27 protein-coding genes are annotated in these 25,847 nt (G+C 72.2%); 10 read left to right on the top strand and 17 right to left on the bottom strand.

Annotation, left to right across the window (positions count from 1 at the left end; all coding sequences use genetic code 11):
• Positions 1-26: 26 nt before the first annotated feature.
• From N864_RS03090 to N864_RS03110, 5 genes are all read right to left on the bottom strand, one after another.
• A complete protein-coding gene (locus tag N864_RS03090; protein WP_034713378.1) occupies positions 27-824 on the bottom strand; it encodes a sugar phosphate isomerase/epimerase family protein in 798 nt (265 codons plus the stop codon).
• Positions 825-869: 45 nt separating this feature from the next.
• A complete protein-coding gene (locus N864_RS03095) occupies positions 870-1,799 on the bottom strand; it encodes a Ppx/GppA family phosphatase (RefSeq protein WP_034713381.1) in 930 nt (309 codons plus the stop codon).
• 133 nt (positions 1,800-1,932) lie between these two features.
• The gene (locus N864_RS03100; protein WP_034713383.1) at positions 1,933-2,667 is read right to left on the bottom strand and encodes an ABC transporter permease; all 735 of its coding nucleotides are present in this window, start codon (positions 2,665-2,667) and stop codon (positions 1,933-1,935) included.
• Positions 2,664-3,422 carry an ABC transporter ATP-binding protein gene (locus tag N864_RS03105; protein ID WP_034713385.1) on the bottom strand — a complete coding sequence of 253 codons (759 nt, stop codon included), beginning with the start codon at positions 3,420-3,422 and terminating at the stop codon, positions 2,664-2,666. Before N864_RS03105 ends, N864_RS03100 begins: the two co-directional genes overlap by 4 nt.
• Before the next feature lie 10 nt (positions 3,423-3,432).
• On the bottom strand, positions 3,433-4,038 hold the full coding sequence (locus tag N864_RS03110) for a TetR/AcrR family transcriptional regulator (RefSeq protein ID WP_034713386.1): 606 nt from the start codon (positions 4,036-4,038) through the stop codon (positions 3,433-3,435).
• Between the two features lie 140 nt (positions 4,039-4,178).
• Between N864_RS03110 and N864_RS03115 the strand changes: the two genes are divergently transcribed.
• Both N864_RS03115 and N864_RS03120 read left to right on the top strand, forming a co-directional pair.
• Complete coding sequence (locus N864_RS03115) at positions 4,179-4,976, top strand: DUF3109 family protein (protein ID WP_034713446.1); 798 nt, start codon at positions 4,179-4,181, stop codon at positions 4,974-4,976.
• Positions 4,973-5,662 carry a class I SAM-dependent methyltransferase gene (locus N864_RS03120; RefSeq protein WP_034713389.1) on the top strand — a complete coding sequence of 230 codons (690 nt, stop codon included), beginning with the start codon at positions 4,973-4,975 and terminating at the stop codon, positions 5,660-5,662. Before N864_RS03115 ends, N864_RS03120 begins: the two co-directional genes overlap by 4 nt.
• 131 nt (positions 5,663-5,793) lie before the next feature.
• Here N864_RS03120 and N864_RS03125 read toward each other — a convergent pair whose 3' ends face one another.
• A complete protein-coding gene (locus tag N864_RS03125; protein ID WP_034713392.1) occupies positions 5,794-6,684 on the bottom strand; it encodes a Rossmann-like and DUF2520 domain-containing protein in 891 nt (296 codons plus the stop codon).
• A 28-nt stretch (positions 6,685-6,712) separates the two neighbouring features.
• Between N864_RS03125 and N864_RS03130 the strand changes: the two genes are divergently transcribed.
• From N864_RS03130 to N864_RS03145, 4 genes are read left to right on the top strand one after another with little or no spacing between them, the layout of a single operon-like run.
• Complete coding sequence (locus N864_RS03130) at positions 6,713-7,813, top strand: SAM-dependent methyltransferase (RefSeq protein ID WP_034713394.1); 1,101 nt, start codon at positions 6,713-6,715, stop codon at positions 7,811-7,813.
• Positions 7,814-7,817: 4 nt separating this feature from the next.
• The gene (locus tag N864_RS03135; RefSeq protein WP_034713396.1) at positions 7,818-8,378 is read left to right on the top strand and encodes a copper resistance CopC family protein; all 561 of its coding nucleotides are present in this window, start codon (positions 7,818-7,820) and stop codon (positions 8,376-8,378) included.
• A 16-nt stretch (positions 8,379-8,394) separates the two neighbouring features.
• Positions 8,395-9,570, top strand: a complete 1,176-nt coding sequence (locus N864_RS03140) for an NADH-quinone oxidoreductase subunit D (protein WP_034713398.1) — start codon at positions 8,395-8,397, stop codon at positions 9,568-9,570.
• Positions 9,571-9,578: 8 nt separating this feature from the next.
• Positions 9,579-9,824, top strand: a complete 246-nt coding sequence (locus N864_RS03145; protein WP_034713399.1) for a hypothetical protein — start codon at positions 9,579-9,581, stop codon at positions 9,822-9,824.
• Positions 9,825-9,940: 116 nt separating this feature from the next.
• Here the strand turns inward: N864_RS03145 and N864_RS03150 are convergent, their stop codons facing one another.
• The 11 genes from N864_RS03150 to dacB all read right to left on the bottom strand — a co-directional run bounded on the left by N864_RS03150 (position 9,941) and on the right by dacB (position 22,088).
• Complete coding sequence (locus N864_RS03150; RefSeq protein WP_034713402.1) at positions 9,941-10,429, bottom strand: DUF3180 domain-containing protein; 489 nt, start codon at positions 10,427-10,429, stop codon at positions 9,941-9,943.
• Positions 10,426-11,313 carry a 2-amino-4-hydroxy-6-hydroxymethyldihydropteridine diphosphokinase gene (gene folK / locus N864_RS03155; RefSeq protein ID WP_034713404.1) on the bottom strand — a complete coding sequence of 296 codons (888 nt, stop codon included), beginning with the start codon at positions 11,311-11,313 and terminating at the stop codon, positions 10,426-10,428. The genes N864_RS03150 and folK overlap by 4 nt, the downstream gene beginning before the upstream one ends.
• On the bottom strand, positions 11,310-12,173 hold the full coding sequence (gene folP / locus N864_RS03160) for a dihydropteroate synthase (protein WP_034713405.1): 864 nt from the start codon (positions 12,171-12,173) through the stop codon (positions 11,310-11,312). Before folP ends, folK begins: the two co-directional genes overlap by 4 nt.
• Positions 12,174-12,195: 22 nt before the next feature.
• A complete protein-coding gene (locus N864_RS03165; RefSeq protein WP_205620848.1) occupies positions 12,196-13,935 on the bottom strand; it encodes a phosphatidylglycerol lysyltransferase domain-containing protein in 1,740 nt (579 codons plus the stop codon).
• Positions 13,932-14,504 (bottom strand): GTP cyclohydrolase I FolE, encoded by a 573-nt coding sequence (folE, locus tag N864_RS03170; protein WP_034713407.1) that lies wholly within the window; start codon positions 14,502-14,504, stop codon positions 13,932-13,934. Before folE ends, N864_RS03165 begins: the two co-directional genes overlap by 4 nt.
• 2 nt (positions 14,505-14,506) lie before the next feature.
• Positions 14,507-16,597 (bottom strand): ATP-dependent zinc metalloprotease FtsH, encoded by a 2,091-nt coding sequence (ftsH, locus tag N864_RS03175; RefSeq protein WP_034713409.1) that lies wholly within the window; start codon positions 16,595-16,597, stop codon positions 14,507-14,509.
• 274 nt (positions 16,598-16,871) lie between these two features.
• A complete protein-coding gene (locus N864_RS03180) occupies positions 16,872-17,699 on the bottom strand; it encodes a DUF1028 domain-containing protein (protein WP_034713412.1) in 828 nt (275 codons plus the stop codon).
• A gap of 11 nt (positions 17,700-17,710) precedes the next feature.
• Positions 17,711-18,262 (bottom strand): hypoxanthine phosphoribosyltransferase, encoded by a 552-nt coding sequence (gene hpt, locus N864_RS03185; RefSeq protein WP_034713414.1) that lies wholly within the window; start codon positions 18,260-18,262, stop codon positions 17,711-17,713.
• Between the two features lie 81 nt (positions 18,263-18,343).
• Positions 18,344-19,339, bottom strand: coding sequence for a tRNA lysidine(34) synthetase TilS (gene tilS / locus N864_RS03190; RefSeq protein WP_034713415.1), 996 nt, complete (start codon positions 19,337-19,339; stop codon positions 18,344-18,346).
• 9 nt (positions 19,340-19,348) lie between these two features.
• A complete protein-coding gene (locus N864_RS03195) occupies positions 19,349-20,425 on the bottom strand; it encodes a zinc-dependent metalloprotease (protein ID WP_051518125.1) in 1,077 nt (358 codons plus the stop codon).
• 232 nt (positions 20,426-20,657) lie between these two features.
• On the bottom strand, positions 20,658-22,088 hold the full coding sequence (gene dacB / locus N864_RS03200) for a D-alanyl-D-alanine carboxypeptidase/D-alanyl-D-alanine endopeptidase (protein ID WP_034713418.1): 1,431 nt from the start codon (positions 22,086-22,088) through the stop codon (positions 20,658-20,660).
• Positions 22,089-22,201: 113 nt separating this feature from the next.
• Between dacB and N864_RS03205 the strand changes: the two genes are divergently transcribed.
• The 4 genes from N864_RS03205 (at position 22,202) to N864_RS03220 (ending at position 25,839) form a co-directional block, all read left to right on the top strand.
• Positions 22,202-22,720, top strand: coding sequence for an inorganic diphosphatase (locus N864_RS03205; protein WP_034713420.1), 519 nt, complete (start codon positions 22,202-22,204; stop codon positions 22,718-22,720).
• A gap of 12 nt (positions 22,721-22,732) precedes the next feature.
• Positions 22,733-23,665: a TIGR03560 family F420-dependent LLM class oxidoreductase gene (locus N864_RS03210; protein WP_034713423.1), complete on the top strand. Its 933-nt coding sequence runs from the start codon at positions 22,733-22,735 to the stop codon at positions 23,663-23,665.
• A gap of 503 nt (positions 23,666-24,168) precedes the next feature.
• A complete protein-coding gene (locus N864_RS03215; RefSeq protein ID WP_034713427.1) occupies positions 24,169-24,618 on the top strand; it encodes a MarR family winged helix-turn-helix transcriptional regulator in 450 nt (149 codons plus the stop codon).
• A gap of 6 nt (positions 24,619-24,624) precedes the next feature.
• Positions 24,625-25,839 (top strand): MFS transporter, encoded by a 1,215-nt coding sequence (locus tag N864_RS03220; protein ID WP_034713429.1) that lies wholly within the window; start codon positions 24,625-24,627, stop codon positions 25,837-25,839.
• The last annotated feature ends 8 nt before the right edge of the window (positions 25,840-25,847 follow it).

Below are 25,847 nucleotides of genomic sequence, written 5' to 3' on the forward strand. Positions count from 1 at the left end.
CGGGTGGTGGGTGGTGGGTGGTGGGGTTAGATGCGGCTGTCCCCGCGGGCCGGCATGAGGTTGAGCTCGGCGAAGGTCAGCGCCTCGATGAGGTCGATCTCGCGCTCGTCCGGCGTCAGCTTGCGGGTGCCGATCTCGACGATGACGTGCCCCTCGTAGTGCGTGTCCGCCAGCAGCTGCAGGACCTCCGAGCACGGCTGCGTCCCGTGGCCCGGCACGAGATGATCGTCCTTGAACGTGTTGAGCCCGTCGGTGAGGTGCAGGTGGGCGAGCCGCGGACCCAGGGCCTTGGCCATCGCCAGGCCGTCGACCCCGGCCGTCGCCGCGTGCGACAGGTCGAGGGTCACGTGCCGGTAGGGCTGGCCCACCGGGTCCCAGTGCGGCAGGTACGCCAGCATCTGCCGCCGCGCCGTGATCCACGGGAACATGTTCTCGACGGCGAGCTTGAGACCCGAGGTGCGCTCGCGGTCAGCGACCCCGTCGACGAACTCAGCGGCATACTCACGCTGCCAGCGGAACGGCGGGTGCAGCACGACCGTGTCGGCACCGACTTCCTGCGCGAGCTCGATGGAGCGGTCGACCTTGCCCCACGGGTCCGCACCCCAGACGCGCTGCGTCAGCAGCAGGGTCGGCGCGTGGATGGAGACGATCGGGATGCCGTGCAGCTCGCTCAGCGAGCGCAGGGCGCCGGCCTCCTGCGTGACCGGGTCGGTCCAGACCATGACCTCCATGGCGGTGTAGCCGAGCCGCGCCGCGGTCGCGAAGGCGGTGGCCGCGTTGGCGGGGTACACCGACGCCGTCGACAGGCCGATCCGGATGGTCATGGGCCCATTCTCCGGTATGTGCCGTCCACGGGTCGTTCCCGACCCTCAGCCCTCGAGGTGGTCGAGCCGCCGCAGGATGAGCCCCTCCCGCATCGCCCACGGGCAGATCTCGAGCGACTCGATCGACAGCAGGTCCATCGCGGCCTCGGCGACGAGGGCCCCGGCGAGCAGCTGCGGCGCGCGGGTGCTCGACACCCCCGGCAGGGTCGAGCGCTCCGCCACGGTCATCGTCCGCAGCCGCGCCACGATGTCGGACGCGTCGGTGCGGGACAGCGCGCGCGGGACGAACGGGCCCTCGTCCGAGGGGGCCGCCCCGGCGATCCGGGCGAGCGAGCGGAGCGTCTTCGACGTGCCGACGTGTCGGTTCGGCCTGCCCGAGCGGAGCACCGGGCGCAGCTCCCGGGCCAGCTGGGCGCGGATGTGCTTGCGCAGCGCGGCAACCTGCTCAGCGGACGGTGGGTCGCCGCGCAGGTGGTCGCGGTGCAGTCGCCCGGCACCGAGCGGCAGGCTGAGCGCGACGTCCGGCTCCTCGTCCAGGCCGGTCGAGATCTCGAGCGACCCGCCACCGATGTCGACGACGAGCAGGCGCCCGCTCGACCAGCCGAACCAGCGCCGCACCGCGAGGTAGGTCATCCGGGCCTCGTCGGTCCCCTCGAGCACCTGCAGCCCGAGCCCGGTGGCCTCAGCAACACCGGCGATGACGTCGTCGCCGTTCGGGGCGTCCCGGATGGCCGACGTCGCGAAGGCCATCAGGTCCTCCACCCCCTGGTCCTCGGCGACGCCCAGGCACTCCTGCACGAAGCCCTCGAGCCGGGCGGCCGTGTCGGGCGAGACGTTGCCGTCGGGAGTGAGGTTCTCGGCCAGGCGCAGCTCGATCTTGTGCGAGAAGGCCGGCAGCGGGTGGGCGCCCACGTGCGCGTCGACGACGAGCAGGTTGACGGTGTTCGAGCCGACGTCGATGACGCCGAGCCTCATGCGCGGGCTCCCGTGGTCACGCTCCGACCCTACAAGCGCCCCGGTCTTCCTGCGTCGGTCGCCCGAGCGGGAGGTATGCCGCTCACCGGCCGCAGCTGGGCGGCATACCTGCCCGGTTGTCGGAGGGCGCGGCTCAGCGCGAGCGGCGGCTCAGCGTCAGCGAGGCGAGCGCGAGGGCGAGCACGATGAAGCCGCCGACGACCGCGAGGTCGGCGCCGACGGTGCCGTACGGGTCGGTCTCGGTCGTGATCGTCTTCATGGCGTCGACGGCGTAGGACAACGGCAGCACGTTCGAGACCCAGTGCAGGACGTCCGGCATCTGGTCGCGGGCGATGAACAGGCCGCAGAGCAGGAACTGGGGGAAGATGAACGCCGGCATGAACTGGACGGCCTGGAACTCGGTGCGGGCGAAGGCGCTCGCGAGCAGGCCGAGGGCGCTGCCGAGGAGGGCATCGACGACGGCGACGACGACGAGCAGCCAGAGCGGACCGGCCACGTCGAGGCCACACACCCAGACGGCAAACGCCGTTGCGACCAGGGCCTGCAGGGTGCCGAGGACGGCGAAGGCGACCGCATAGCCGAGCATGAAGTCGCCCTTGCCGAGCGGCGTCGTGAGGAGCCGTTCGAGCGTGCCGGACTGCCGCTCGCGCAGCGTGGCGACGGAGGTGACGACGAACAGGACCGTCATCGGGAAGATCCCGAGGATCGCCGCACCGGTCCGATCGAAGACCGGGGTGCCGCTGAACATCCACGCGAGCAGCCCGATGAGCACGCACGGGACGACGACGATGAGGGCGATGGTGCGGCGGTCGGTGCGCACCTGTCGCAGCACGCGGGCGGCGGTCGCGAGGGTGAGGGCCGGGTTCATGACGCCGCCTCCTGCGAGCGCTGGGCCGCGTCGACGAGCGCGAGGAACGCGGCGTCGGGGTCGGTCGTGTGGGTTCGGGCGAGCAGTTCGTCGGGCGTGAGGTCGGCGAGGACCACGCCTTCGCGGAGCAGGACGAGGCGGTCGCAGCGGCTCGCCTCGTCCATGACGTGGCTCGACACGATCAGGGAGTGGCCCGCGTCCGCGAGCCGGCGGAAGAGCGCCCACAGGTCGCGGCGCAGGACGGGGTCGAGGCCGACGGTCGGCTCGTCGAGGACGAGCAGGGTCGGCCGGCCGACGAGCGCCGCCGCGAGGGAGACCCGTGACTCCTGCCCGCCGGAGAGGTCCTGCACGAGCTGGTCGGCGTGGCGGGTCAGGTCGACCTCGACCAGGGTCCGGTCGACGGCCTCGGTGAGCGCCGCCCCCGTGAGTCCGACGACCCTGCCGAAGTAGCGGATGTTGTCCCGGACGGACAGGTCGCCGTAGACGCTCGGCGACTGGGTGACATAGCCGACCTCGCGTCGCAGGGACGCCGACCCCGCCGGGTGCCCGAGCACCGTGACGGTGCCGCCCTCGATGACCTGAACGCCGACGATGGCGCGCATCAGTGTCGTCTTGCCCGACCCGGAGGGGCCGAGCAGGCCGACGACCTGGCCGGCCGGCAGGTGCAGGGACAGGTCCGGCAGGACGAGGTGCCGGCCCCGGAGCACCCGGAGCCCGGCGATGACGACGGCGGAGCCCTCCGCGTTATTCATCATGTGATGAAATCTAGTCCGGTTCCGGCGCGGTGTCCACGAGATGGGCCTGCAGGATCGGGCCCAGCCGCTCGACGATGAGGGCGTTCGGGGCGTCGACGAGGGCCGGCACCTTCAGGACGTAGCGCATCACCGCCATCCCGAGCATCTGCGCCCCGGCGAGCGACCCGCGCAGCTGTGGGTCCGACGCCCCGGTCGCCAGCGCGATCCGACCGAAGATCTCCCGGTTGAGGAACTCACGCAGGGCCCGAGCCCCCTCGTCACTCGTCATGCTCGACCGGAGCAGGGCGACGAGGACCTGCCGCCGCTCGGGCGGGTCCCACAGGAGCAGGAAGGTCTCGATGACCCGCCAGCCGAGCCGCGCGGGGTCGCCCTCGAAGATCCGGCCGACGACGACGGTGGGGTCCACGGACAGGTCCACGGTCTCGGCGAACAGCTGCGCCTTGCCGGCGAAGTAGTGGTGCACGAGGGCGGGGTCGACGCCCGCGTCCCGCGCGATCCCCCGGATCGAGGCCTTGTCGTAGCCCTTGGCAGCGAACTGCCCACGGGCGGCAACGATGATCGCGGCCCGCGTGTCGACCCCACCGGGACGCCGACCGCGCCCTCGTGCCGTCGTCATGCCGTCACCGTATCCACCCGTGGGCGGTCGCGGAGGCACCGACGCCACCGCGAGCGGGAGGTCACCAGCGGACGGCAGCCGGCTCAGCGGCATACGGACCGAGCACGGGCGTGCAGCGGGAGGAGGCATACAGTGTGCCGGTGGCCGAAGCACCGCTCGATCTTCCCCGCGTGTGGGTGGAGTTCACCGACCCGGCGGATACGGGACAGCGGTTCCGCTGCGACCTCACCTGGCTCACGAGCAGCTGGACGTGCATCTTCGGGGCCGGCTGCCACGGCATCTACGCCGACCGGCCGGACGACGGCTGCTGCACGCTCGGCGCCCACTTCACCGACAAGGACGACCGCAAGCGGGTCGCCGCCGTCGTCGCCGAGCTCGGCCCGGACGAGTGGCAGTACCACGACGTCGGCACGGCGACGGGCTCGAAGAACGACTGGTCCGAGAAGGAGGACGGCGCGCGCAAGACCCGGGTCGTCGACGGCGCGTGCATCTTCCTCAACCGGCTGGGGTTCCCCGCGGGCGCTGGCTGCGCGCTGCACCAGCACGCCGTGCTGACCGGCGTCGCCCCGCACACGACCAAGCCCGACGTCTGCTGGCAGCTGCCGATCCGCCGCACCTATCGCACCGTCGAGCTGCCGGACGAGTCGAGCTACCTCGAGGTGACGATCACGGAGTACGACCGGCGCGGCTGGGGGCCGGGCGGACACGACCTCGACTGGTACTGCTCCGGCAACCCCGAGGCGCACGTCGGCCGCGAGCCGGTCTATCGCAGCTGTGCCGCCGAGCTGGTCGAGCTGATGGGCCGGCCGGCCTACGAGCAGCTCGTGCTGCGCGCCGAGGCCCACCTCGCCCAGGTGAAGGCTGCCGGGTCGCGCGGTGACCGGGCCCTGCTGCCGCTGCTCGTTCACCCCGCCACGCTGGAGGCCAGGCGCCGATGACCGACATCATCCCGTCCCCGAACATCTGGGAGACACCCGACGTCTACGAGGTCGAGAACCGGGGCGTCGACCGCGACCACGTCATCGAGTCGGCCATGCGGTCGATCGCGGACTGGGCCGGGCGCGACGTCGTCGACATCGGCTGCGGGACCGGCTTCCACCTGCCGCTGTTCGCGTCGACCGCACGCTCGGTGGTCGGCGTCGAGCCGCACCCACCGCTCGCTTCGCTTGCGCGCCAACGCATCTCGGGTATGCCGCAGTGCTCGGTCCTCGAGGACGGCGCGGCCGCGATCGGGGTGCCGGACGCGTCCTTCGACGTGGCGCACGCGCGCTGGTCGTACTTCTTCGGGCCCGGTGCCGAGCCGGGGCTGGCCGAGCTGTCGCGGGTGATGCGGCCCGGCGGCACGGCGTTCGTCATCGACAACGACGCGACCCGGTCGACGTTCGGCGCGTGGTTCCGGCGGGCGCTGCCGCACTACGACGCCCGGGCGGTCGAGCGGTTCTGGGAGCGGCACGGCTGGCAGCGCGAGCGCCTCGACATCCGGTGGGACTTCGACTCGAGGGAGGACTTCGAGGCGGTCGTCGGGATCGAGTTCTCGCCGAGTGAGGCCGACCTGATCCTGGCCGAGCATCCGGACGCGACCGGCGTCGACTACGCCGTGAACCTCTGGTGGCGCCACTACTGACCACCGGCCCTGGTTCGAGGTATTCGGCGGACACCACTGACCGGTAAATACCTCGAACCCGCGAGCCCCGGACCTGGTTCGAGGTATTCGGCGGACACCACTGACCGGTAAATACCTCGAACCCGCGAGGGTCAGGAGTCGTCGGCGAGGGCCTCGAGGACCGGTTCGGCCGCGGCGGCGCTGAGCCGGCCCGACAGCACGGCCCGTTGCGCCGTCGCCCGCGCCATCGCCAGGTAGGTCGCACGGATGTCGGGAGCCTCGGACCCGAGCAGCTCCACGTGCTCGGCGACCGTCTCGGCGTCTCCGCGGGACACCGGGCCGCCCAGCGCCGCGTCACCGAGCTGCAGCGCGTTCGCCAGCGACGCCGACAGCAGCGGCTCGAGGACGCGCGCAGGGTCCTCGATCCCCGCCTCGCCGAGCAGCTGCATCGACTGGGCGACCAGCGTGACGAGGTGGTCGGCGGCATGCGTGAGCGCGGCGTGGTAGGCCAGCCGTTGAGACTCGGGCACCCACACCGGGTCGCCCCCCATCTCGATGACGAGCGCCTCGCCGAGCGGCCGGGCGAGGTCCATCGTCGTCACGGCGAAGCAGCAGTCGGCGAGCCGCTCGACGTCCATCGCCGTGCCGGTGAACGCCATCGCGGGATGGATCGCCAGCGGGATGATGTTGCTGTCAGCGGCCGCCTCGAAGACCGAGATCCCGTGCGCCCCCGAGGTGTGCATGACGATCTGCCCGGGCGTGAAGACCCCGGCCCGGTGCAGCCCCGACACCAGGCCGGACAGCGTGTCGTCCGGCACCGCGAGGATGACGAGGTGCGCGCCGGCGATGACGTCGGGCACCGGCTTGACCGGCGCCCCCGGCAACAGGTCGGCGGCGCGCGACAGCGACGCCTCGCTCACGGCCGAGACGCCGGTGACCCGGTGCCCGGCCCGTTCCAGCGCCGCCCCGAGCACTGCGCCGACGCGCCCGGCGCCGACGACCCCGATCTCGAAGCGCGCCGGTCGCTCGTGCGGAGTACTCACCCCGGCACGCTATCGCTACAGTCCCAGCGTGAGCTCAGTCCCGTGGCGGGTGGCCTGGCAGCGGGCCCTGTATGACGCTGAGCTCGGTTTCTATGTCACGCGCGGCGGTCCCGCCGCGCACTTCTCGACCGCGGCCCAGGGACCGACCGGCCGGGTCCTGGCCGAGGCTCTGCTCCGCCTCTGGGACCGCTACTGCCCGGACCACCTCCCCTCGGCCATCGTCGACGTCGGCGCAGGCCGCGGCGAGCTGACCACCCACCTCGCCGCCCTGACCGCCTCCCTCACGCGTATCTCCGACACTCTCGCCCGCCCCACCACCCCCGAACGGTCCGTTCGCGGTCGAACTGGACGGTCTACCGGCCAGTTCGACCCCGAACGGTCGGTTCACGGAGAAGGGGGTGGGCGCACGCGGGTCGTCGGAGTCGACGTCGTGGACCGGCCACCCGGTCTGGACGCCAACATCGACTGGGTCCGGTCGCCCGGCGGACCGGACCTGCCGGACGGCCTGCGCGGCTTGACGAACGCCCTCGTCGTGGCTCATGAGTGGCTCGACGTCGTCCCGTGCACGATCGCCGAGGTCGACGACGACGGCACCCTGCGCGAGGTGCTCGTCGACCCCGCGACCGGCGAGGATAGCGCTGGCTCGGCCGTGGAGCCCGCGGACCGGCTCTGGGCCGAGCAGCACTGGGCCGCAACCGCGCCCGGCGACCGCGTGGAGGTCGGCCGGAGTCGCGACGCCGCCTGGGCGGACCTCGTCGCCCGCGTCGACACCGGCCTCGTCGTGGGCATCGACTACGGCCACGACGCGAGCGAGCGGCCGAGCGGCGGGACGCTCGCGGCATACCGGCAAGGACACCTCGTGCACCCCGTGCCCGACGGCACGTGCGACCTCACCGCCCATGTCGCGATGGACACCCTCGACGCCGACGCGCTGCACCGCCAGCGCGAGCTGCTCGTCGACCTCGGGATCGAGGCCCGACCCCCTGACCATGACAGCGCCCGCGCCGACCCGCTCGGCTACCTCGGCGCCCTCGAGCGGGTCTCGGCCGAGGCCCGGCTCATCGACCGGGCCGGGTTCGGCGCCTTCTGGTGGGCGGTGAGGCGGGTGCACGGCCCCGACGTACCCTGAGGCCATGCGTCGGTTCCTTGCCCTGGTCCTGCTCGCAGTCGGATTCGTCGTCGTCGGCGCCTCCGCTGCGAGCGCCCACGACGTCCTCGAGTCGACCTCGCCGGCCGACGGGACGACCGTGGACCGGCTCCCCCAGGCCGTCACGCTGACTTTCTCGGACGACCCCCTCGCCCTCGGGACGCAGATCCTCGTCAAGGGCCCCAACGGCAGCGTCGCGCAGGGCGAGCCGACGATCGACGGGCGGGCGGTCCACCAGCAGCTCGACCCGCACGCACCGGCCGGCGACTACGTCGTCACCTACCGCGTCACCTCGTCCGACGGGCACCCGATCTCCGGCACCTTCTCCTTCCACGCCACCGTGGGGCTCGACGGGTCGACGGCCACGAAGGGCGCGGCCGTGCCCGTCCCGCAGCACGACACCCCCGAGCAGGCCGCTGCGAAGAACTCCCAGCTCGTCCCGGTCCTGCTCACCATCGCCGCCGTCGTCATCATCCTCATCATCGGCACCGCCGTCTGGATCGGGTCACGCCGGCGCGACGCGGCGAACGCCGCGCACCGAGGCTGAGCGGCATACTCGAGCCATGACCGAGGCGACCACGTCCGCGCGCGAGCTGACCGTCGGGGTCGGCGCCGGCGGGCTCGCGACGGCCGACATGGTGCTCAACATCGGCCCGCAGCACCCCGCGACGCACGGCGTCCTGCGCCTCCGGATCGTCGTCGACGGAGAGCGCATCGTCAGCGCGGAGCCGATCATCGGCTACATGCACCGCGGCGCGGAGAAGCTCTTCGAGGTGCGCGACTATCGGCAGATCATCGTGCTTGCCAACCGGCACGACTGGCTCTCGGCCTTCGCCAACGAGCTCGGCGTGGTGCTCGCGGTCGAGGACATGCTCGGCATGGAGGTCCCCCAGCGGGCCGTCTGGGCGCGCACGCTGCTGGCCGAGCTGAACCGCGTCCTCAACCACCTCATGTTCCTCGGCTCGTATCCCCTCGAGCTCGGCGCGATCACGCCCGTCTTCTACGCGTTCCGGGAGCGTGAGGAGCTGCAGGCCGTCATGGAGGAGGCGTCGGGCGGCCGGATGCACTACATGTTCAACCGGGTCGGCGGCCTCAAGGAGGACCTGCCGGCGGGCTGGCTCGGTCGCGTCACCGAGGCGGTCGCCGCGGTGCGTCGCCGGCTGCCCGACCTCGAGCGGCTCCTGGTCGGCAACGAGATCCTCGAGGCCCGCACCCGCGGCGTCGGTGTCCTGTCCCGCGACCTCGCCCTCGGGCACGGCGTGTCCGGGCCGATCGCCCGGGCCAGCGGCGTCGACGTCGACCTGCGCCGGGACACGCCCTACCTCGGCTACGGCGAGCTGTTCGGCCCCGGCGGGCCCGGCCGGGTCGTCACCCTCGAGGCCGGCGACTGCCTGGCCCGCCTCGAGGTCCTGCTCGAGCAGACGCGGGTCAGCCTCGACCTCGCCGACGCCTGCGTCGACCGCCTCGCGGGGCTGCCGCAGGGCCCCATCAACGTCAAGCTGCCGAAGGTCCTCAAGGTCCCCGAGGGCCAGATCTACTGCGCGACCGAGAACCCGCTCGGCTTCAACGGCTACTACCTCGTCTCCCGCGGCGACAAGACGCCGTGGCGGCTCAAGCTGCGCTCCGCCTCGTTCAACAACGTCTCCGTGCTGGCCGAGATGCTGCCTGGCCAGCTCATCGCCGACATGGTCGCGATCCTCGGGTCGATGTTCTTCGTCGTGGGCGACATCGACAAATGACTGTCCGTATGCCGCTCACCCGGCTTTCGCGCGCCGGTGCCCTCCGCGCCACAGGGGTCGTCGTGATCACCGCCGTGGTGTCGATCGCCGCCGCGTGCTCCGACGAGGACACCGTCGACACCATCCCGCCGCCGTGGCCGAACGCGACGAACCAGAGCCTCGACGAGGGGCCACAAGTGCCGACCTCCACGACGACCCAGACAACCCGGACGTCGACCGGGAGTACCGCTCCCACCAACTCCACGCGCCACTGAGCGGCAGCCGCGCGGGCCGGTGGGACCTCGGACAACCGGACCACGGCCCGATCGTTGGCGGTCGTGCCCGTGACACCTCCGACTATCGGGCCACGGCCCGATAGTCGCCAGTGCGGTCAGTCGCGGCCCTCGTCGTCCTCGTCGTCGTCCTTGTGCTTGGGCGGCTTGATCCGGCACATCGACTGGGTGACCATGCCGGCCACGCAGAGCAGGATCGCGACGCCGAGGTGGGCGAGCAGTGGCCACAGCCGGGCGAGCTGCGAGGCCACGTCGATGTCGGGCAGCAGGATGAGGGCGTTCGAGGCGTACCAGCCCGTCAGGACCGCGCCCGTCAGGGCCGCCGCCTGACCGAGCACGAGGGTGCGGGCAGCGCGCATCGGGCTCATCGCGGTCTGGCCGCGACCGTCGCGGACCTGCTTGACCTGGAAGCCGGCGACCAGCACGCCGCCCCCGAGGAACGCCATCACCGCGAGGCCGACCCAGCCGGGCTCCGGCACGGCGTGGGCGCCGGAGACCCACCACTTCATCACGACCCAGCCGATGATGAGGGCGACGAGCGCGACGATGACGAGCGTGGTGACCCGCAATCCCTCGCGTGGCCTCATGAGTCCTCCCCTTCGGGCCCGGGCCGGACCCCTGACCGGTCAAGTCCCGCGAGCAGCTCACCGATCGGTCGGATGCCGTCCCGGCCCTTGGCCACGCGCAGCCGGGCGGCCGGGTCGACGAGGTCCCAGGGAACCAGGACGAATGCCCGCTCGGCGGCCCGGGGGTGCGGCAGTGTCAACTCCGGTGTCTCGCTGCACACCTCATCAGAAGAGCCGGGGCGGCCATACTGGATCAGGTCGAGGTCGAGCGTCCTTGCGCCCCAACGGATCTCGCGGGTGCGACCGTGCTCCGCCTCGATCTCGTGCAGCACCCGCAGCAGCGCGTCGGGTGCGAGATCGGTGCGTGCGAGCGCCACGGCGTTGAGGTAGGGCGGCTGGTCCGCGGGGCCACCGACGGGGTCCGTCTCGACGACGGGTGACACTGCGGCGACAGTGATGTCTGGCCGCGCCGCGAGGACGTCGACGGCGCTGTGGAGCGTCTCTCCGCGGTCACCGAGGTTGGACCCGAGCGCGAGGACGACGGGGACGCCGCCGCGTCGCACCCGCACCTGCACGTCGGTGAACGGCTGACCGACCGGCGCCTCCGGCTTGTGCACGACGACCTCGACGGCATCGACCCGGTCGCGCCGGAGCACGTCGGCTGCGATGACCTCCGCGAGGCGCTCGATCAGGTCGAACCCCGGGCCGGTGACGCGTCGCACGACGTCGTCCGCGACCTCGGCATAGCTCACCGTCGTCGACAGGTCGTCGCTCCGACCTGCCTCCGACAGGTCGAGCTCGAGGGTCACGTCGACGACGAACGTCTGGCCCTCGCGCTTCTCGAAGTCGAGCACGCCGTGGAACCCGCGGGCAGAGACGCCCTGCAGGAGGATGCGGTCGGTCACCAGGCCCCCTCCTCGACCGGGGCATGGGCCTGGGCGGCCGCGACGACGGCGAGCGCCCGCACCGTGCGGGGCACATCGTGCACCCGCACGCACCACAGCCCGGCCATCGCGGCCATCACCGACGTTGCCGCGGTCTCGAGGTCGCGCTCCAGCGGCGGGCGCGGCTCTGCTGCGGCCGGGCGCCCGACCCGGCCGAGGAAGCCCTTGCGGGACGCGCCGAGGAGGACGGGCTGGCCCAGGTCGTGCAGCCGCGGCAGCGCCGCCATGAGGGCCCAGTTGTGGTCGGCGGTCTTGGCGAACCCGAGGCCGGGGTCGAGGACGAGCAGCTCCTCGGCCAGCCCCGCGCCCAACAGCTCGTCGCGGCGGGAGGCCAGCTCGCGGCATACCTCCTCGACGACGTCGTCGTAGACGGCGCGCGCGTACATGTCGGTGCTGTGACCGCGCCAGTGCATCGCGACGTAGGGCCGCTGGGCGCTGACGACGTAGGGCACCATGTCGGGATCGGCGTGGCCGCCCGAGACGTCGTTGATGATGGCCGCACCGGCCGCGACGGCCGCCTCAGCGACCTCCGCGCGCATCGTGTCGACGGACACCACCGCCCCCTCGGCTGCGAGCGCCTCGACGACGGGCACGACCCGGCGCAGCTCCTCGGCGACGGACGGCCGCTCGGCGCCCGGCCGGGTTGACTCGCCGCCGACGTCGATGATGTCGGCGCCCGCCGCGAGGATGTCGCGGCCGTGGTCGATGGCGGCGGCCGGCTCGAACCACACGCCCCCGTCGGAGAACGAGTCGGGCGTGACGTTCACGACGCCCATCACCAGCGTCCGGTCGCGTTCGGCAAGCAGGTCGGCCGCGGTCATGGGGACCATCCTGCCACTGGGCTCACGCACGCCGACGGGCGAGCAGGCGGGGCGGCGACGGCCACGACACGAAGGCCTCGGCGCGCAGTGCGGCGAGGGCGACGCGGGGCAGTGTGCCGGCCGGGTAGACGAGGAACCGGCCGATCCACCGGGGCTGGAACTTGCTGTTGAAGCGGTAGAGCGACTCGAGCTGGAACCAGCGGGAGCCGAGCCCGAGCAGGCGGCGCATGCCCCGGGTGATCGGGCCCGCGCCGAGACGCTCGGCCCGCTCGAAGACGCTCCGGAAGGCCGCGAAGTTGAGGGAGACCCGGCGGATGCCGAGGCCCTGGGCGGCCTCGAGGACCGAGACGATGAGCAGCTCGTTGACGCCGGCTTCGGCCTCGCGGTCCCGACGCATGAGGTCGAGCGAGATGCCGTCGCTCCCCCAGGGGACGAACTGGAGGAAGCCGCGCACGACGCCCTCGTGCACGGCGAGGACGACGAGCGCGTCGGGATCCCGGGGGTCGGCGACCCGCCCGAGCGCCATGGAGAAGCCGCGCTCCGTCTCGCTGCCGCGCCAGGCCTCCGCGTCGTGGAGCAGCTCGTCCCGCGCCGTCGCCGACATGTCGCGGACCCGCACGATCCGCGTCTCGTAGCCGGCGCGCCGGACGCGGGTCACCATCTGGCGCACGTTGCGCATCGCCCGACCGGACAACGAGAAGGCCTCGGTGTCGACGACCGCCTCGTCGCCGAGCTCGACCGCCGCGAAGTCGGTGAGCCGCTGCCAGGCGCGGCCCGCCCGCTCGGAGCAGCCGAGCGCCGCCGGCACCCAGGCGTGCCGGTCTGCCTCGAGGAGGAAGTTGGTCATCGCACCGGGCCACGCCTCGGGGTCGCCGATGGGGTCACCGCTCGCCAGCATGACGCCCCCGACGACGCGGTAGGCCACGGCAGCCTTGTGCGTGTCGGACCACAGCACGCTCTTGTCGCTGCGGAGGTTGAAGTAGCCGAGCGAGTCGGGGGCCTGGGGCAGCATCGTCCGGATCGCCGCAGCGTCCTCGTCGGACAAATGCGGCAGGGGCCGTGGCGAGCGAAGGGCCAGCACGATCGGGACGAGGACGGTGACGACGCCGAGCCCGAGCAGCACGTCGGAGATGAAGTCCTCGAAGCGGCCCTGCCGGAAGACGAGGTCGCCGGAGACCCCGACCATGCCGAGCCACACCTGCTGCATCGCCAGCCATACACCGGGCCAGCCTCCGACGACCTCGCGCTCATACCACGCGAGCATGCCGAGACCGATCAGCGTGCTGCCGACGAAGAGCGCGACCGCGGTCCACAGGGCCCGCCACCTGGTCGTCGGGTCGCCGGCGGCGTAGAACTCGTCGCGGTGCCGCAGCAGCAGGTAGAGCAGGATCGCCGACGCGGTCGCGATGCCGAGCCGGGCGTGGACCGCGTCGAGGATGGTGGCCGCCACGGTGAGGGGGACGGCGGCCCGCCAGGCGCGGTGCTTGCGTCGCTTGAGGGCGTGTCCGAGCAGCGCCAGCAGGACGCCGAACACGACCATGCCGGCGGCCGCGAGGTTGCCGAGGCCCCACGGCAGGAAGCTGCCGAGCCAGTGCGCCCGCCCGCGGAAGCCGTGGGTGAGCCCGCTCGCGATGTTGAGGGCAGCGACGGCGTAGACAATGGTCCCGACGATGCGGGGCATGTGTGTCGAGACGGCCCGGACCCGGCCCAGCGCGTCGGTGACGGCGGTCCGGTTGTCGGTGAGCTGCCGGTCCCGGCTCACTTGTTGCCCTCGAGCATGAGTGCCATAGCCTCTGCTCGAGTGGCGGGATCGCGCAGCTGGCCCCGGACGGCGGAGGTGATCGTCGACGCGCCCGGCTTGCGGATCCCCCGCATCGACATGCACAGGTGCTCGGCCTGGATGACGACGATGACGCCCTGCACGCCGAGGTGCTCGACGAGGGCGTCGGCGATCTGGGAGGTGAGCCGCTCCTGGACCTGGGGCCGGCGGGCGTACACCTCGACGAGCCGGGCCAGCTTGGACAGGCCGGTGACCCGGCCGTGCTTGTCGGGGATGTAGCCGACGTGGGCGACCCCGTGGAACGGCACGAGGTGGTGCTCGCACGTGGAGTAGAGCTCGATGTCGCGGACGATGACGAGCTCTTCGTGGTCCATGTTGAACGTCTTGTCCAGGACGTCGGCGGCCTCCATGTCGAGGCCCGCGAAGACCTCGGCGTAGGCGCGGGCCACCCGTTCGGGGGTGTCCCGCAGTCCCTCGCGGTCGGGGTCCTCCCCGACCGCGATGAGCAGCTCGCGGACCGCCTTCGCGGCCCGCGCCTGATCGACCGCCACGGTCAGCCCTTCTCGTCGGGGTCGACGCGGTGGTCCTCGGGGACCTCGACGACCTCGGCGGGCGGGTGCTCGTCGGCGAGCGGGTGTGCCCCGACCGACGCGGCCTGGTCGATCTCCTGCTCGAGCCGCTTGTCCGGCGGGACGGGCGGCGGCAGGTGCCCGTTGTGCTGGGCGGCGATCTCGGCCGGCGTCAGCACCGGCGGGATGGTGCTCGGCTGGCGGGTCTGGGAGGAGAGCCAGGTGGGGCGCTGCGGCAGCTTGACGACGTTCTTGAACACCTCGGCGAGCTCGGCCTGGTTGAGCGTCTCCCGCTCGAGCAGCTGGAGCACGAGGTGGTCGAGGACGTCGCGGTTCTGGTTGAGCGCGGTGTAGGCCTCGTCGTGCGCCGACTCGATGAGCTTCTTGACCTCCTCGTCGACGATCCCCGCGACCTCCTCGGAGTAGTCGCGCTGGTGGCCCATGTCACGGCCGAGGAACACCTCACCGTTGCTCTGCCCGAGCTTGATCGCGCCGATCCGCTCGGACATGCCGAACTCGGTGATCATCTTGCGGGCCATCCCGGTGGCCTTCTCGATGTCGTTGCTCGCGCCGGTCGTCGGCTCGTGGAAGACGATCTCCTCCGCGACCCGGCCACCGAGGGCGTAGGCGAGCTGGTCGAGGATCTCGTTGCGGGTCGTCGAGTACTTGTCGTCGACCGGCATGACCATCGTGTAGCCGAGCGCGCGACCACGCGGCAGGATCGTGATCTTCGTGACCGGGTCGGTGTGGTTGAGCGACGCGGCGACGAGGGCGTGGCCGCCCTCGTGGTAGGCCGTGATCTTGCGCTCCTTGGCCGACATGATCCTGGTGCGCTTCTGCGGGCCGGCGATGACACGGTCGATCGCCTCGTCGAGTGCCCGGTTGTCGATGACCCGCTTGTCGCTGCGGGCCGTCAGCAGGGCGGCCTCGTTGAGCACGTTGGCGAGGTCGGCGCCCGTGAAGCCGGGCGTGCGCCGGGCCACGGCGAGCAGGTCGACGTCAGGCGCCATCGGCTTGCCCTTGGCGTGCACGTCGAGGATCCGGTGCCGGCCGATCATGTCGGGGGCCTCGACGGCGATCTGCCGGTCGAAGCGGCCCGGGCGGAGCAGCGCCGGGTCGAGGATGTCGGGTCGGTTCGTCGCGGCGATGAGGATGACGTTGGTCTTGACGTCGAAGCCATCCATCTCGACGAGCAGCTGGTTGAGGGTCTGCTCGCGCTCGTCGTGGCCACCGCCGAGACCCGCGCCACGGTGCCGGCCGACCGCGTCGATCTCGTCGACGAAGACGATGGCGGGCGCGTTGGCCTTGGCCTGCTCGAACAGGTCGCGGACGCGGCTGGCACCGACACCGACGAACATCTCGACGAAGTCGGAGCCGGAGATCGAGTAGAACGGCACCCCCGCCTCACCGGCGACGGCGCGGGCGAGCAGGGTCTTGCCGGTGCCGGGCGGCCCGTAGAGCAGGACGCCCTTGGGGATCTTCGCGCCGACGGCGAGGAACTTGGCCGGCTCCTGGAGGAACTCCTTGATCTCGTGGAGCTCCTCGATCGCCTCGTCGACACCCGCCACGTCGGCGAAGGTCACCTTGGGCATGTCCTTGGTGGCCAGCTTGGCCCGGGACTTGCCGAACTGCATGACCCGCGAGCCGCCGCCCTGCATCTGGCCCATCAGGAACCAGAACAGACCGAGGATGATGATGATGGGCAGGACCGAGTAGAGCATCGACCCGAGCCAGCTCTGCTGGTCGATCTGGTCGGTGTAGCCCTTCGGCGGGTTGGCCTTCTCGATCGCGTCGACGACCTGCGCACCGCGGGCGTCGACGTAGTAGGCGTAGACCGTCTTCGCGTCCTTGACCGTGCCGTCCGGCGAGGAGTAGGGCGTCTTGAGGTCGAGGGTCACCTGCTCGTTGTTGAGCAGCGTCGCCGACTCGACCTGACCGGACGAGATGAGCTTCATCGCCTCGGACGTGTCGATGCGCGGCGGCCCGGCGTTGGAGAACATCAGGCCGAAGACCAGTGCGCCGATGAGGAGCAGGATCCACACCATCGGGGTGCGAAGAATGCGCTTTGCGTCCATGTACGTGCGGGGCTGCGCCCCGGTCCTCCTGCTCGTCCGGCGATGGTGACTGCTCGATCAACGTCTGGGCAGGCTTCAGTGTTCCGTATCCGCCCCGTCAGTGCCCAACCAGCGAAGGTCGGATCTGAACCTTCCGGTACCCCTCGGACCAGCCAGTATGCCGCTCACCCCGGTTCCGTCGGTTGGTGGCCTCTCGACGTGGTTGTCGTCGAGAGGCCAGCAACCGACGAAGGGCCAGTAGCCGACGAAGGGCCAGTGACCGACGAAGGGCCCGTCAGTTCGGCGTCGCGGCCCGCAGCGCCTCGAGGACCCGACCGTCGATGCCCTCCGGGGAGAGCCGGGACTCGTAGTTGACGATGCCGGCCCAGTCGGCGAGCGCCGCCGCGACGTCGTCGTTCGGGTGACCGAGCCGGGCGAGCCGGCCACGGACCTCGTCGGCGAGGTCACCCTCGAGCGGCAGGACGTCCTCGGCGTGGCCGAAGACCATCTCCCACTCCCCGAGCAGGCGGCCGACCTCGCGGACGGGGTCGGCGTGGTCGTCGACGCGAAGGTCGACGAGCACCCCCGAGCTGTCGTAGCCGGCACCCGGCTGAACGGCATACAGGGCAGCACTCTGCCGACCACGTGCGTCACCGCCGGCGGCGTCACCCGCCCCGAGCGCGGCGAGGAGGCGGCGGGCGAACGGCTCGCCCTCGGAGGCGAGCCAGGCACGCTCCATCTCCGCGACGACGTCCGGGCCGGTGAGGATGTTGCCCTGGATGGCGTATGCCGCGGTCCCCGAGTCGCGCGCGACCCCGCCGCACCAGGGGAGGCAGTTCGCACCCGTGTAGGTCGCGGCGCTCGAGGGGCCGACGAGTCCGAGCTGGCGTTCGTCGCGGCCCTCGTCGGCTGCGGTCGTCGCCGCGATCGCCGCCTCGGCGTCGTCTCCGGCCTTGAGGCGCTCGAGCAGCTCGTCGATGTAGGCGACGCGGGCGAAGGACTGCGTCGCGACGGCTCCCACACCGGAGCGCGCCCCGGGCACGACCGCGCCGACGGCGAGGAACTTGCTGGCGACGGCGACGCCGTAGGCGTCACCGACCCGCGCGACGATCGAGAAGGTCATCGGCGCGGCCCTCAGGCGTAGACGTGCGGGGCGAGGGTGCCGACGCAGCGGAGGTTGCGGTAGCGCTCCGCGTAGTCGAGGCCGTAGCCGACGACGAACTCGTTGGGGATGTCGAAGCCGACGTACTTGACGGGGATGTCGACCTTGACGACGTCGGGCTTGCGCAGCAGCGTGCAGATCTCGACGGAGGCCGGCTTGCGGGACTCGAGGTTGGCCCGGATCCACGACAGGGTCAGGCCGGAGTCGATGATGTCCTCGACGATGAGGACGTCCTTGCCGGTGATGTCCGCGTCGAGGTCCTTGAGGATCCGCACGACCCCGGAGCTCTTCGTGCCCGAGCCGTAGGACGAGACCGCCATCCAGTCCATCGGCGCCGTGCCGGGCAGGGCCCGCATCAGGTCGGCCATGACGACGACGGCGCCCTTGAGGACGCCGACGAGGAGCAGGTCCTTGCCCTCGTAGTCGTGCCAGATCTGCTCGGCCAGCTCGGAGAGCCGGGCCTGGATCTGCTCCTCGGTGAGGAGGACCTTGGCCAGGTCGTCTCCCATGTGCTCGCTGTCCACTAACGGCTCCTCACGTGTCGGGCTGGGCGAACCGACCCCCATTCAACCGGATCGGCGGCGGGGTCCGGCGGGGCGCTGGGGTCAGCGGTCGGCGACGGCGATCGGGCTGAACCGGATGGCGCCGTCGTCGCGGGCCACGGCGATGCCGCCGGGCACGTGCAGCGGCCCCTGTCCGTGCCACGAGGTCAGCAGGGCGTCGAGCGACTCGACGTGTGCGGCCGAGACGTCGGCGATCGGCGCGCCCGCCTCGGAGGCGAGGATCCGCCAGACCCGGGTCCGGATCGCGCGGGGCAGCGCGGCGAGGGCGTCGAGGTCGACCCCCGGCTGGCCCGGCGCGTTGGGCAGCTCGGCGCGTGCTCGACGGGCGAGCTCCTCGAGGTGGTCGGCGTCCTCACGCAGCAGGTCGGCGGAGCGCGCCAGGGCCGCGCCGAAGCCGGGGCCGAGCTCCGCCTCGAGGATCTCGAGGACCTTGCGGGCACGGACCCGACGGAACGACTCGTCGCCGTTGTGCGGGTCGTCCCACGGCTCGATGCCGTGCGCGGCGCACACGGCGCGCGTCGTCGCCCTCGGCAGCGCGAGGAAGGGCCGGACCACCCGGCCCCGGCGCACCGGCATCCCGGAGAGGGAACGCGCCCCGGACCCTCGGGCGAGGCCGAGCAGCACCTGCTCGGCCTGGTCGTCGCGCGTGTGGCCGACCAGGATGAGCGCCGCCCCAAGCCGGGTGGCGGCCGCGTCGAGGACCGCATACCGGGCGGTGCGGGCGTCCGCCTCGGGGCCCGCGCCGGTCGTCGGGACGTCGGCGGTGTCGACCTCGACCGGCGAGAGCCCGAGCTGGCGGCACGTCGCTGCCGCGCGGTGCGCCACGGTGCTCGACTCGTCCTGCAGCTGGTGGTCGACGATGACGGCCCCGCCGCGCATGCCGGCACGGGGTGCCTCGAAGGCGAGGGCGGCGGCGAGTGCCATCGAGTCGGTGCCGCCGGAGACGGCGGCGACGACGAGGGAGCCCTCGGGGACGTCCTTGAGGTGCTCGCGCACGGCGAGGCGCGCCGCGGCGACCGCGGGATCGGGTCCGGTCACGTCGCCGCCTCAGCCGTGCACGCGCCGCACCCAGGCGGCGGGGTCGAGAATCTCCGGTGCCCGTGGGAGCGTCTCGGGCGAGGCCCACACGGCGGCCAGGCCCTCCCGGCCGACGGCGTCCATGACGGCCCGGACGAACCCCGCGCCGTCGCGGTACTGCCGCAGCTTCGCCTCGAGTCCGAGCAGCTTGCGCAGCAGGCGGTCCACACCGACCGAGCTCATCCGGCGCCGGTCGAACTTGGATCGAATCTCCGCCACGGAGGGGATGACGCGCGGGCCCACGTCGTCCATGACGACGTCGGCATGCCCCTCGAGGAGCGACATGATCGCCGTGATGTCGGCGATCTTGGCCTTCTGCTCGGGGGTGGCGAACAGCTGGCCGAGGCCCTCGCCCGAGCGGATCACCTCGGGCAGCCGGTTGGCGAGCTGCTGCAGCCGGTTGCCGATGTCCTCGGGCGTGGGCGCGAGGTCGACGGCGAGCTGCTGGGACTGGCGGATCATGTGCTCGCGCAGCCATGGCACGGCGGTGAACTGGACCCGGTGGGTCTCCTCGTGCATCGCGACCCAGCGCCGGAAGTCGTGCGGGTCGACGTCGAGCTGCCGCTCGACCTGGACGATGTTCGGCGCGACGAGGAGCAGCCGCGGTGTCCCGCCGGGCGCGAGGTCGTACTGGCCGAGGATCTTGCTCGAGAGGAAGGCGAGCAGGCCGCCGATCTCGGCGCCCGTCACCTTGCTGCCGATCGCGGCCGCGGTGGGGCCGAGGTTGACCTTTCGCTTGGCCGTGAGCTTGTCGATGATCGGGTCGAGCATCGCCTCGAAGGAGTCGACGTTGGCGCCGATCCATCCGGCCCGGTCGACGACGAGCGGCGGTGGCGCGGCGTCCGGCGCGCGCATGCCCGACGTCTCGGCGACCGGTTCGACCGCCTCGGCGGCCGCGGCCCGGAGGTCCGCGACGATCTCGGCCGCCTCCTCGGGGCTGACCTGGGGGCCGGCCTTGGTGATGACCTGCCCGGTCCGCTTGGCGAACTCGTAGTCGACGTATGCCGCTGCCCCGGCTGGCGCCGGCAGCCTGGTCGATTCGCTCATGCTGAGTCTCTCGCCCGTCTGTTCTCGGTCTCGTCCTCGAGGCCACCCCGCTTGCTCGAGGCAGTCACCGGACCAACGCTACGCGCCGGTTCTTCGTTCCCGGAGGACCCTACTCGCGAGGGTGGACAGGACCTGCCGGAACGGCAGGAACAGCCCTTGAGGGGGCGGCAGGAACCCCCTCGGCAACCGCAGGCCCAGCAGGACCAGCGCGCGCCGCGGTCAGCCCTGGCGCTCAGCCGCGGCACCCGCAGGCGGCCAGCTCGGTGACGAGACGGTCGAGCGCCGCGCGGGCGTCCTCCCGGCCGGCCGAGGGGACGAGACCGGCGAAGACGAGGAGTCGGCCGTCGTCGTCCACGACGCTGCCGGCGAGGGCGTTCGCGCCCGTCAGGGTGCCGGTCTTGGCCCGGACGCGGCCTGCTGCGGCGTGGCCGGCGCCGGACAGGTACCGGTCCTCGAGGGTGCCGGTCAGACCGGCGATCGGCATCCCGTCGACGGCCAGCCGGAGGGCTGCGTGCCGGCCGTCGTAGGCCTTGGCGAGCAGGTCGGTGAGGAGGAGCGCGGTGACCCGGTTCTCCCGGGAGAGGCCACTCGCGTCGCTCAGGGTCACCCCGTCGACACCGATGCCGAGGCTGGCGACCCGCTTGACGATCCAGGCCCCGACACTGGCGAAGTCGGTCTGGGCGCCGGCGCGGAAGGCGGCCTGGCGGGCCAGGATCTCGATGAGGGCGTTGTCCGACTCGGTCAGCGCGAGGGCGAGCTGGTCGAGGACGGGAGCGGAGTCCACCGAGCCGAGGACCGGCCCGTCGATGGGTGCGAGTGCCTCCCGCGCCGCGGAGGCGGTCGCGGTGATGCCCCGGCGGCCGAGCTGTTTGACGAAGAGGTCGAGCGTGGTCGCCACCGGGTCGGCCGGGCCGGGGCTGCCCGGCAGCGCGCGCTGGTCGGCGCGACCGAGCATCGCGACAGCCCCGGTGATGCCGTCGGGACGGAACGACGAAGCCCACGTCGGCGCGACGAGCGGACCCGGCGCGTAGGACACGTCAACCGCCACGGTGACCTTCTTCGTCCCGCTCTGGCGCAGCGACGCGGCCACCTGCGTCGCGAGGTCGCCCAGACCCGCGTGCCCGACGACGGAGCGAGGGTCGCCCCGGTCCGGCGCGAGCAGCGAGTCGCCTCCCGCCACGAGGACGATCGACCCCCCGGTGGTGCCGCGCACCACCTTGGTCGTCAGCACGTCGTCCGGGCCGAACACCTGCCCGACGGCAGCGGCCGACAGCAGCTTCGTCGTCGAGGCGGGCACCTGCGGCACGGCACCACGCTCGTCGAGCAGCACCGTCCCGGACTGGCCGTCGCGGACCACGAGCGACGCGGACCCGAGGGCCGGCAGCCGCAGCACCGCATCGAGCCGCGCCCGCAGGGCGGCCGCGCTCGGACCGGCCGCGTCGTCGGCAAGCGAGCCCAGCGGCATACCGACCGAGGTCGACGGGGTGGGCGGGGGGACCACCGGCAGCGTGCGGATGCCGGGCGTCGCGGTGGGCGCCGGGGGCGGAAGGGGACGGGTCGTGAGCACGCCGGGAGCCACGTCGACGGCGTCGAGCGCGGCGTAGCCGACGAGCACCGCGAGGACCGAGCCGATGACGACCGAGCGCCGGACCGCGCGCCTCACCCGTCCACCCCCGTCGTCGTCGTTTTCCCGTCGCGCTGCCGTGTGCGCAAGACTGTCCCGGAACATTCTGTCAGCAGCCGGCCTCGGAGCCGGCGGAGGAGAGAGGCACGAGGGTGGAGTTCGACGTTACGATCGAGGTCCCGCGCGGCCAGCGCAACAAGTACGAGATCGACCACGAGACGGGACGGATCCGCCTCGACCGCTTCCTCTTCACGTCGATGGCGTACCCGACGGACTATGGCTACATCGAGTCGACCCTCGGCGAGGACGGCGACCCCCTCGACGCGCTCGTCATCATCCCCGAGCCGCTCTATCCCGGTGTCGTCGTCGAGGCCCGCCCGATCGGCGTCTACCGGATGACCGACGAGGCCGGCGGCGACGACAAGGTCGTGTGCGTCCCGACCGACCCCCGGATGGACGCGATCCAGGATGTTGCCGACCTCGACCACTTCAAGCGCGACGAGATCAAGCACTTCTTCGAGCACTACAAGGACCTCGAGCCGGGCAAGCACGTCGAGGGCTCCGACTGGGCCGGTCGCGAGGAGGCCGAGCGGATCGTCGGCGAGGCCCTCGAGCGGGCCAAGCAGCAGGGCCTGTCGACGGCCCGGTGGGCGCCGCCGGCCGGTCACTGAGGGGCCGCTCGGATGGTCGAGCTCCGGATCTTCACCGAGCCCCAGCAGGGCGCGACGTACGACGACCTCCTCGCCGTGGCGCAGGCCGCCGAACGGCTGGGCTTCGGCGGGTTCTTCCGGTCCGACCACTACCTGCACATGGGCGGCGACGGGGGGCCCGGGCCGACCGACGCCTGGGTTACCCTCGCCGGGCTCGCGCGCGAGACCTCGACGATCCGGCTCGGCACGCTCGTCACGTCGGCGACGTTCCGGCTCCCGGGACCCTTGGCGGTGGCCGTCGCCGGCGTCGACCAGATGAGCGGCGGCCGGGTCGAGCTCGGCCTCGGGGCCGGCTGGTTCGAGGAGGAGCACCGCGCCTACGGCATCCCGTTCCCTGCCCTCGGCGAGCGGTTCGACCGGCTCGAGGAGCAGCTCGAGGTGGTCACCGGGCTGTGGGCGACGCCGCCGGGCTCCCGCTACTCGCACGACGGCGCGCACTACCCCATCGTTGACTCCCCCGCGCTCGCGAAGCCGGTCCAGGACGGCGGCGTCCCGATCATCATCGGCGGCGGGGGCCGTCGCCGCACGCCCGCACTCGCAGCACGGTATGCCGCTGAGTTCAACGCCGCTTTCCGGTCCGCTGACGAGACGGCTGAGTTGTTCAAGGGCGCCCGACAGGCGTGCTCCCGGATCGGGCGCGAACCCTCGTCTCTCGCCCTGTCGGCGGCGCAGGTGGTGTGCCTTGGCCGGGACGAGGCGACCGTGCGGCGCCGGGCCGCCGCGATCGGGCGCGAGGTGGACGAGCTGCGGGCCAACGGACTGGCGGGGACGCCGGACCAGGTGGCCGACAAGCTCCGGTCCTTCGCCAAGCTCGGCGCGGAGCGGATCTACCTGCAGGTCCTCGACCTGTCCGACCTCGACCACCTCGTCGACATCGCCGAGACCGTCCTGCCACTCGTCGCCTGAGAACCAGGCCCCCGGTACGGCCGGGTGTGGTCGACCGCGGCTGAGCGCCGCACTCCTCCCCTGCCGCTGATGACCTGCTGCGTGTGAGTAAGCAGGGGGCCCGCTGCTGCGTGTGAGTAAGCAGGGGGCCCGCTGCTGCGTGTGAGTAAGCAGGGGGCCCGCTGCTGCGTGTGAGTAAGCAGGGGGCCCGCTGCTGCGTGTGAGTAAGCAGGGGGCCCGCTGCTGCGTGTGAGTAAGCAGGGGGCCCGCTGCTGCGTGTGAGTAAGCAGGGGGCCCGCTGCTGCGTGTGAGTAAGCAGGGGGCCCGCTGCTGCGTGTGAGTAAGCAGGGGGCCCGCTGCTGCGTGTGAGTAAGCAGGGGGCCCGCTGCTGCGTGTGAGTAAGCAGGGGGCCCGCTGCTGCGTGTGAGTAAGCAGGTGCCGAGTGCTGACCACCGGCAGGGGGTCGGGATGCCAAAAATGAGACGCGGCACATTTACATAGTTTGTCTATGTAAACTGTGCGTCATGACCAGCCGGCAGAGTGCAGCGAACGACCTCCTCAGGGCCGCCGCGCGCCTCAACCGGTGGGCGAGCCAGGCAGCGGCGTTCGACGTCCCCTACGCACAAGCGCGGCTGCTGGCCCTCATCGACGAGATGCAGCCGGTGCGGATCAGCGCGCTCGCCGAGGCCGACCACAGCAGCCAGCCGACCGTCACCACCCAGGTGCAGCGGATGGAGACCGCCGGGTGGGTGCTGCGGCAGACCGATCCGGACGATGCGCGGGCCACCCTCGTGAGCCTCTCCCCCGCCGGCGCGCAGGCGCTCGACGAGGTTCGGGCCGCCCGCGCCCAGGTGCTCGACCCCGCTCTCGACCGGCTGGACGGGCCGGCGCTCGAGCGGGTGCACGCCGCCGTGTCGGTCATGACCGAACTGCTCGAGCTCGCCTCGAGCACCGCTTCCCGAAAGGACTCCTGACCCCCTATGTGGCGCCAACCCAAGACCGTCTGGTCCGTCGCCTTCGCCTGCGTGATCTCCTTCATGGGGATCGGGCTCGTCGACCCGATCCTCAAGCCGATCGCCGACGAGCTCGGCGCCGGCCCCTCGCAGGTGTCGCTCCTGTTCACCAGCTACATGGCCGTCATGGGCATCGCGATGCTCGGCACCGGCTGGGTCTCGAGCCGTGTCGGCGCCAAGCGCGCCCTCATGATCGGACTCGTCCTCATCATCGCCGGCTCCGCCTTCGCCGGCATGCAGGACACCGTGGGCGGGATCGTCGCCTTCCGGGCGCTGTGGGGACTCGGCAACGCACTCTTCATCGCGACCGCTCTGTCGACCATCGTGAGCGCCGCGAGCGGCTCGGTCGGCCAGGCCATCGTCCTCTACGAGGCGGCGCTCGGCGTCGGTATCGCGGCCGGCCCCCTCCTTGGCGGCTGGCTCGGCGGGATGTCGTGGCGGGCGCCGTTCTTCGGCGTCGCCGTGCTCATGCTCCTCGCCCTCGCCGCGACGGCCGTCACCCTGCCGCCGACGCCTCGGGCCGAGCGCCCGTCGTCGCTCCTCGCCCCGCTCCGCGCGCTGGGCCATCGGGGGCTGCTCACCGTCGGCATCACCGCGCTGCTCTACAACTTCGGCTTCTTCACCCTGCTCGCCTTCACGCCCTTCCCACTCGACATGGGAGCGCAGGCCATCGGGTTCATCTTCTTCGGCTGGGGCCTCCTGCTTGCCATCACGTCGGTCTTCGTCGCACCGTGGCTCCAGCGCCGGATCGGCACTCTGCCGGGCCTCGTCGGCGCCCTCGTCGGCTTCGCGGCCGTGCTCGCCGTCATGGGCTTCGGGGCCCACACCAAGCCGGTCCTCGTCGTCGGGGTGGTCCTCGCTGGCGCCTTCCTCGGGATCAACAACACCCTCGTCACCGAGACGGTCATGAAGGTCTCCCCCGTCGAGCGGCCGGTCGCGTCAGCGGCCTACAGCTTCGTCCGGTTCGGCGGCGGCGCCGTCGCCCCGTGGCTGGCCGGCACCCTCGGCGAGCGCTCGATCCAGCTGCCGTTCTGGGTCGGGGCCGGCGCGGTGCTTCTCGGGGTCGCCGTCCTCCTGACGGCCGCGCCCATCATCCGGCGGATCGACCAGCAGCCCGGCCACGGGGCCGAGGCGGTCAACTCGGAGATCGAGGCCGAGGCTCTGACGGTCGGCGACGCCTGACCGGTCCG

The sequence above is a fragment of the Intrasporangium chromatireducens Q5-1 genome (assembly GCF_000576575.1).
Classification (GTDB): Bacteria; Actinomycetota; Actinomycetes; order Actinomycetales; family Dermatophilaceae; genus Intrasporangium_A; species Intrasporangium_A chromatireducens.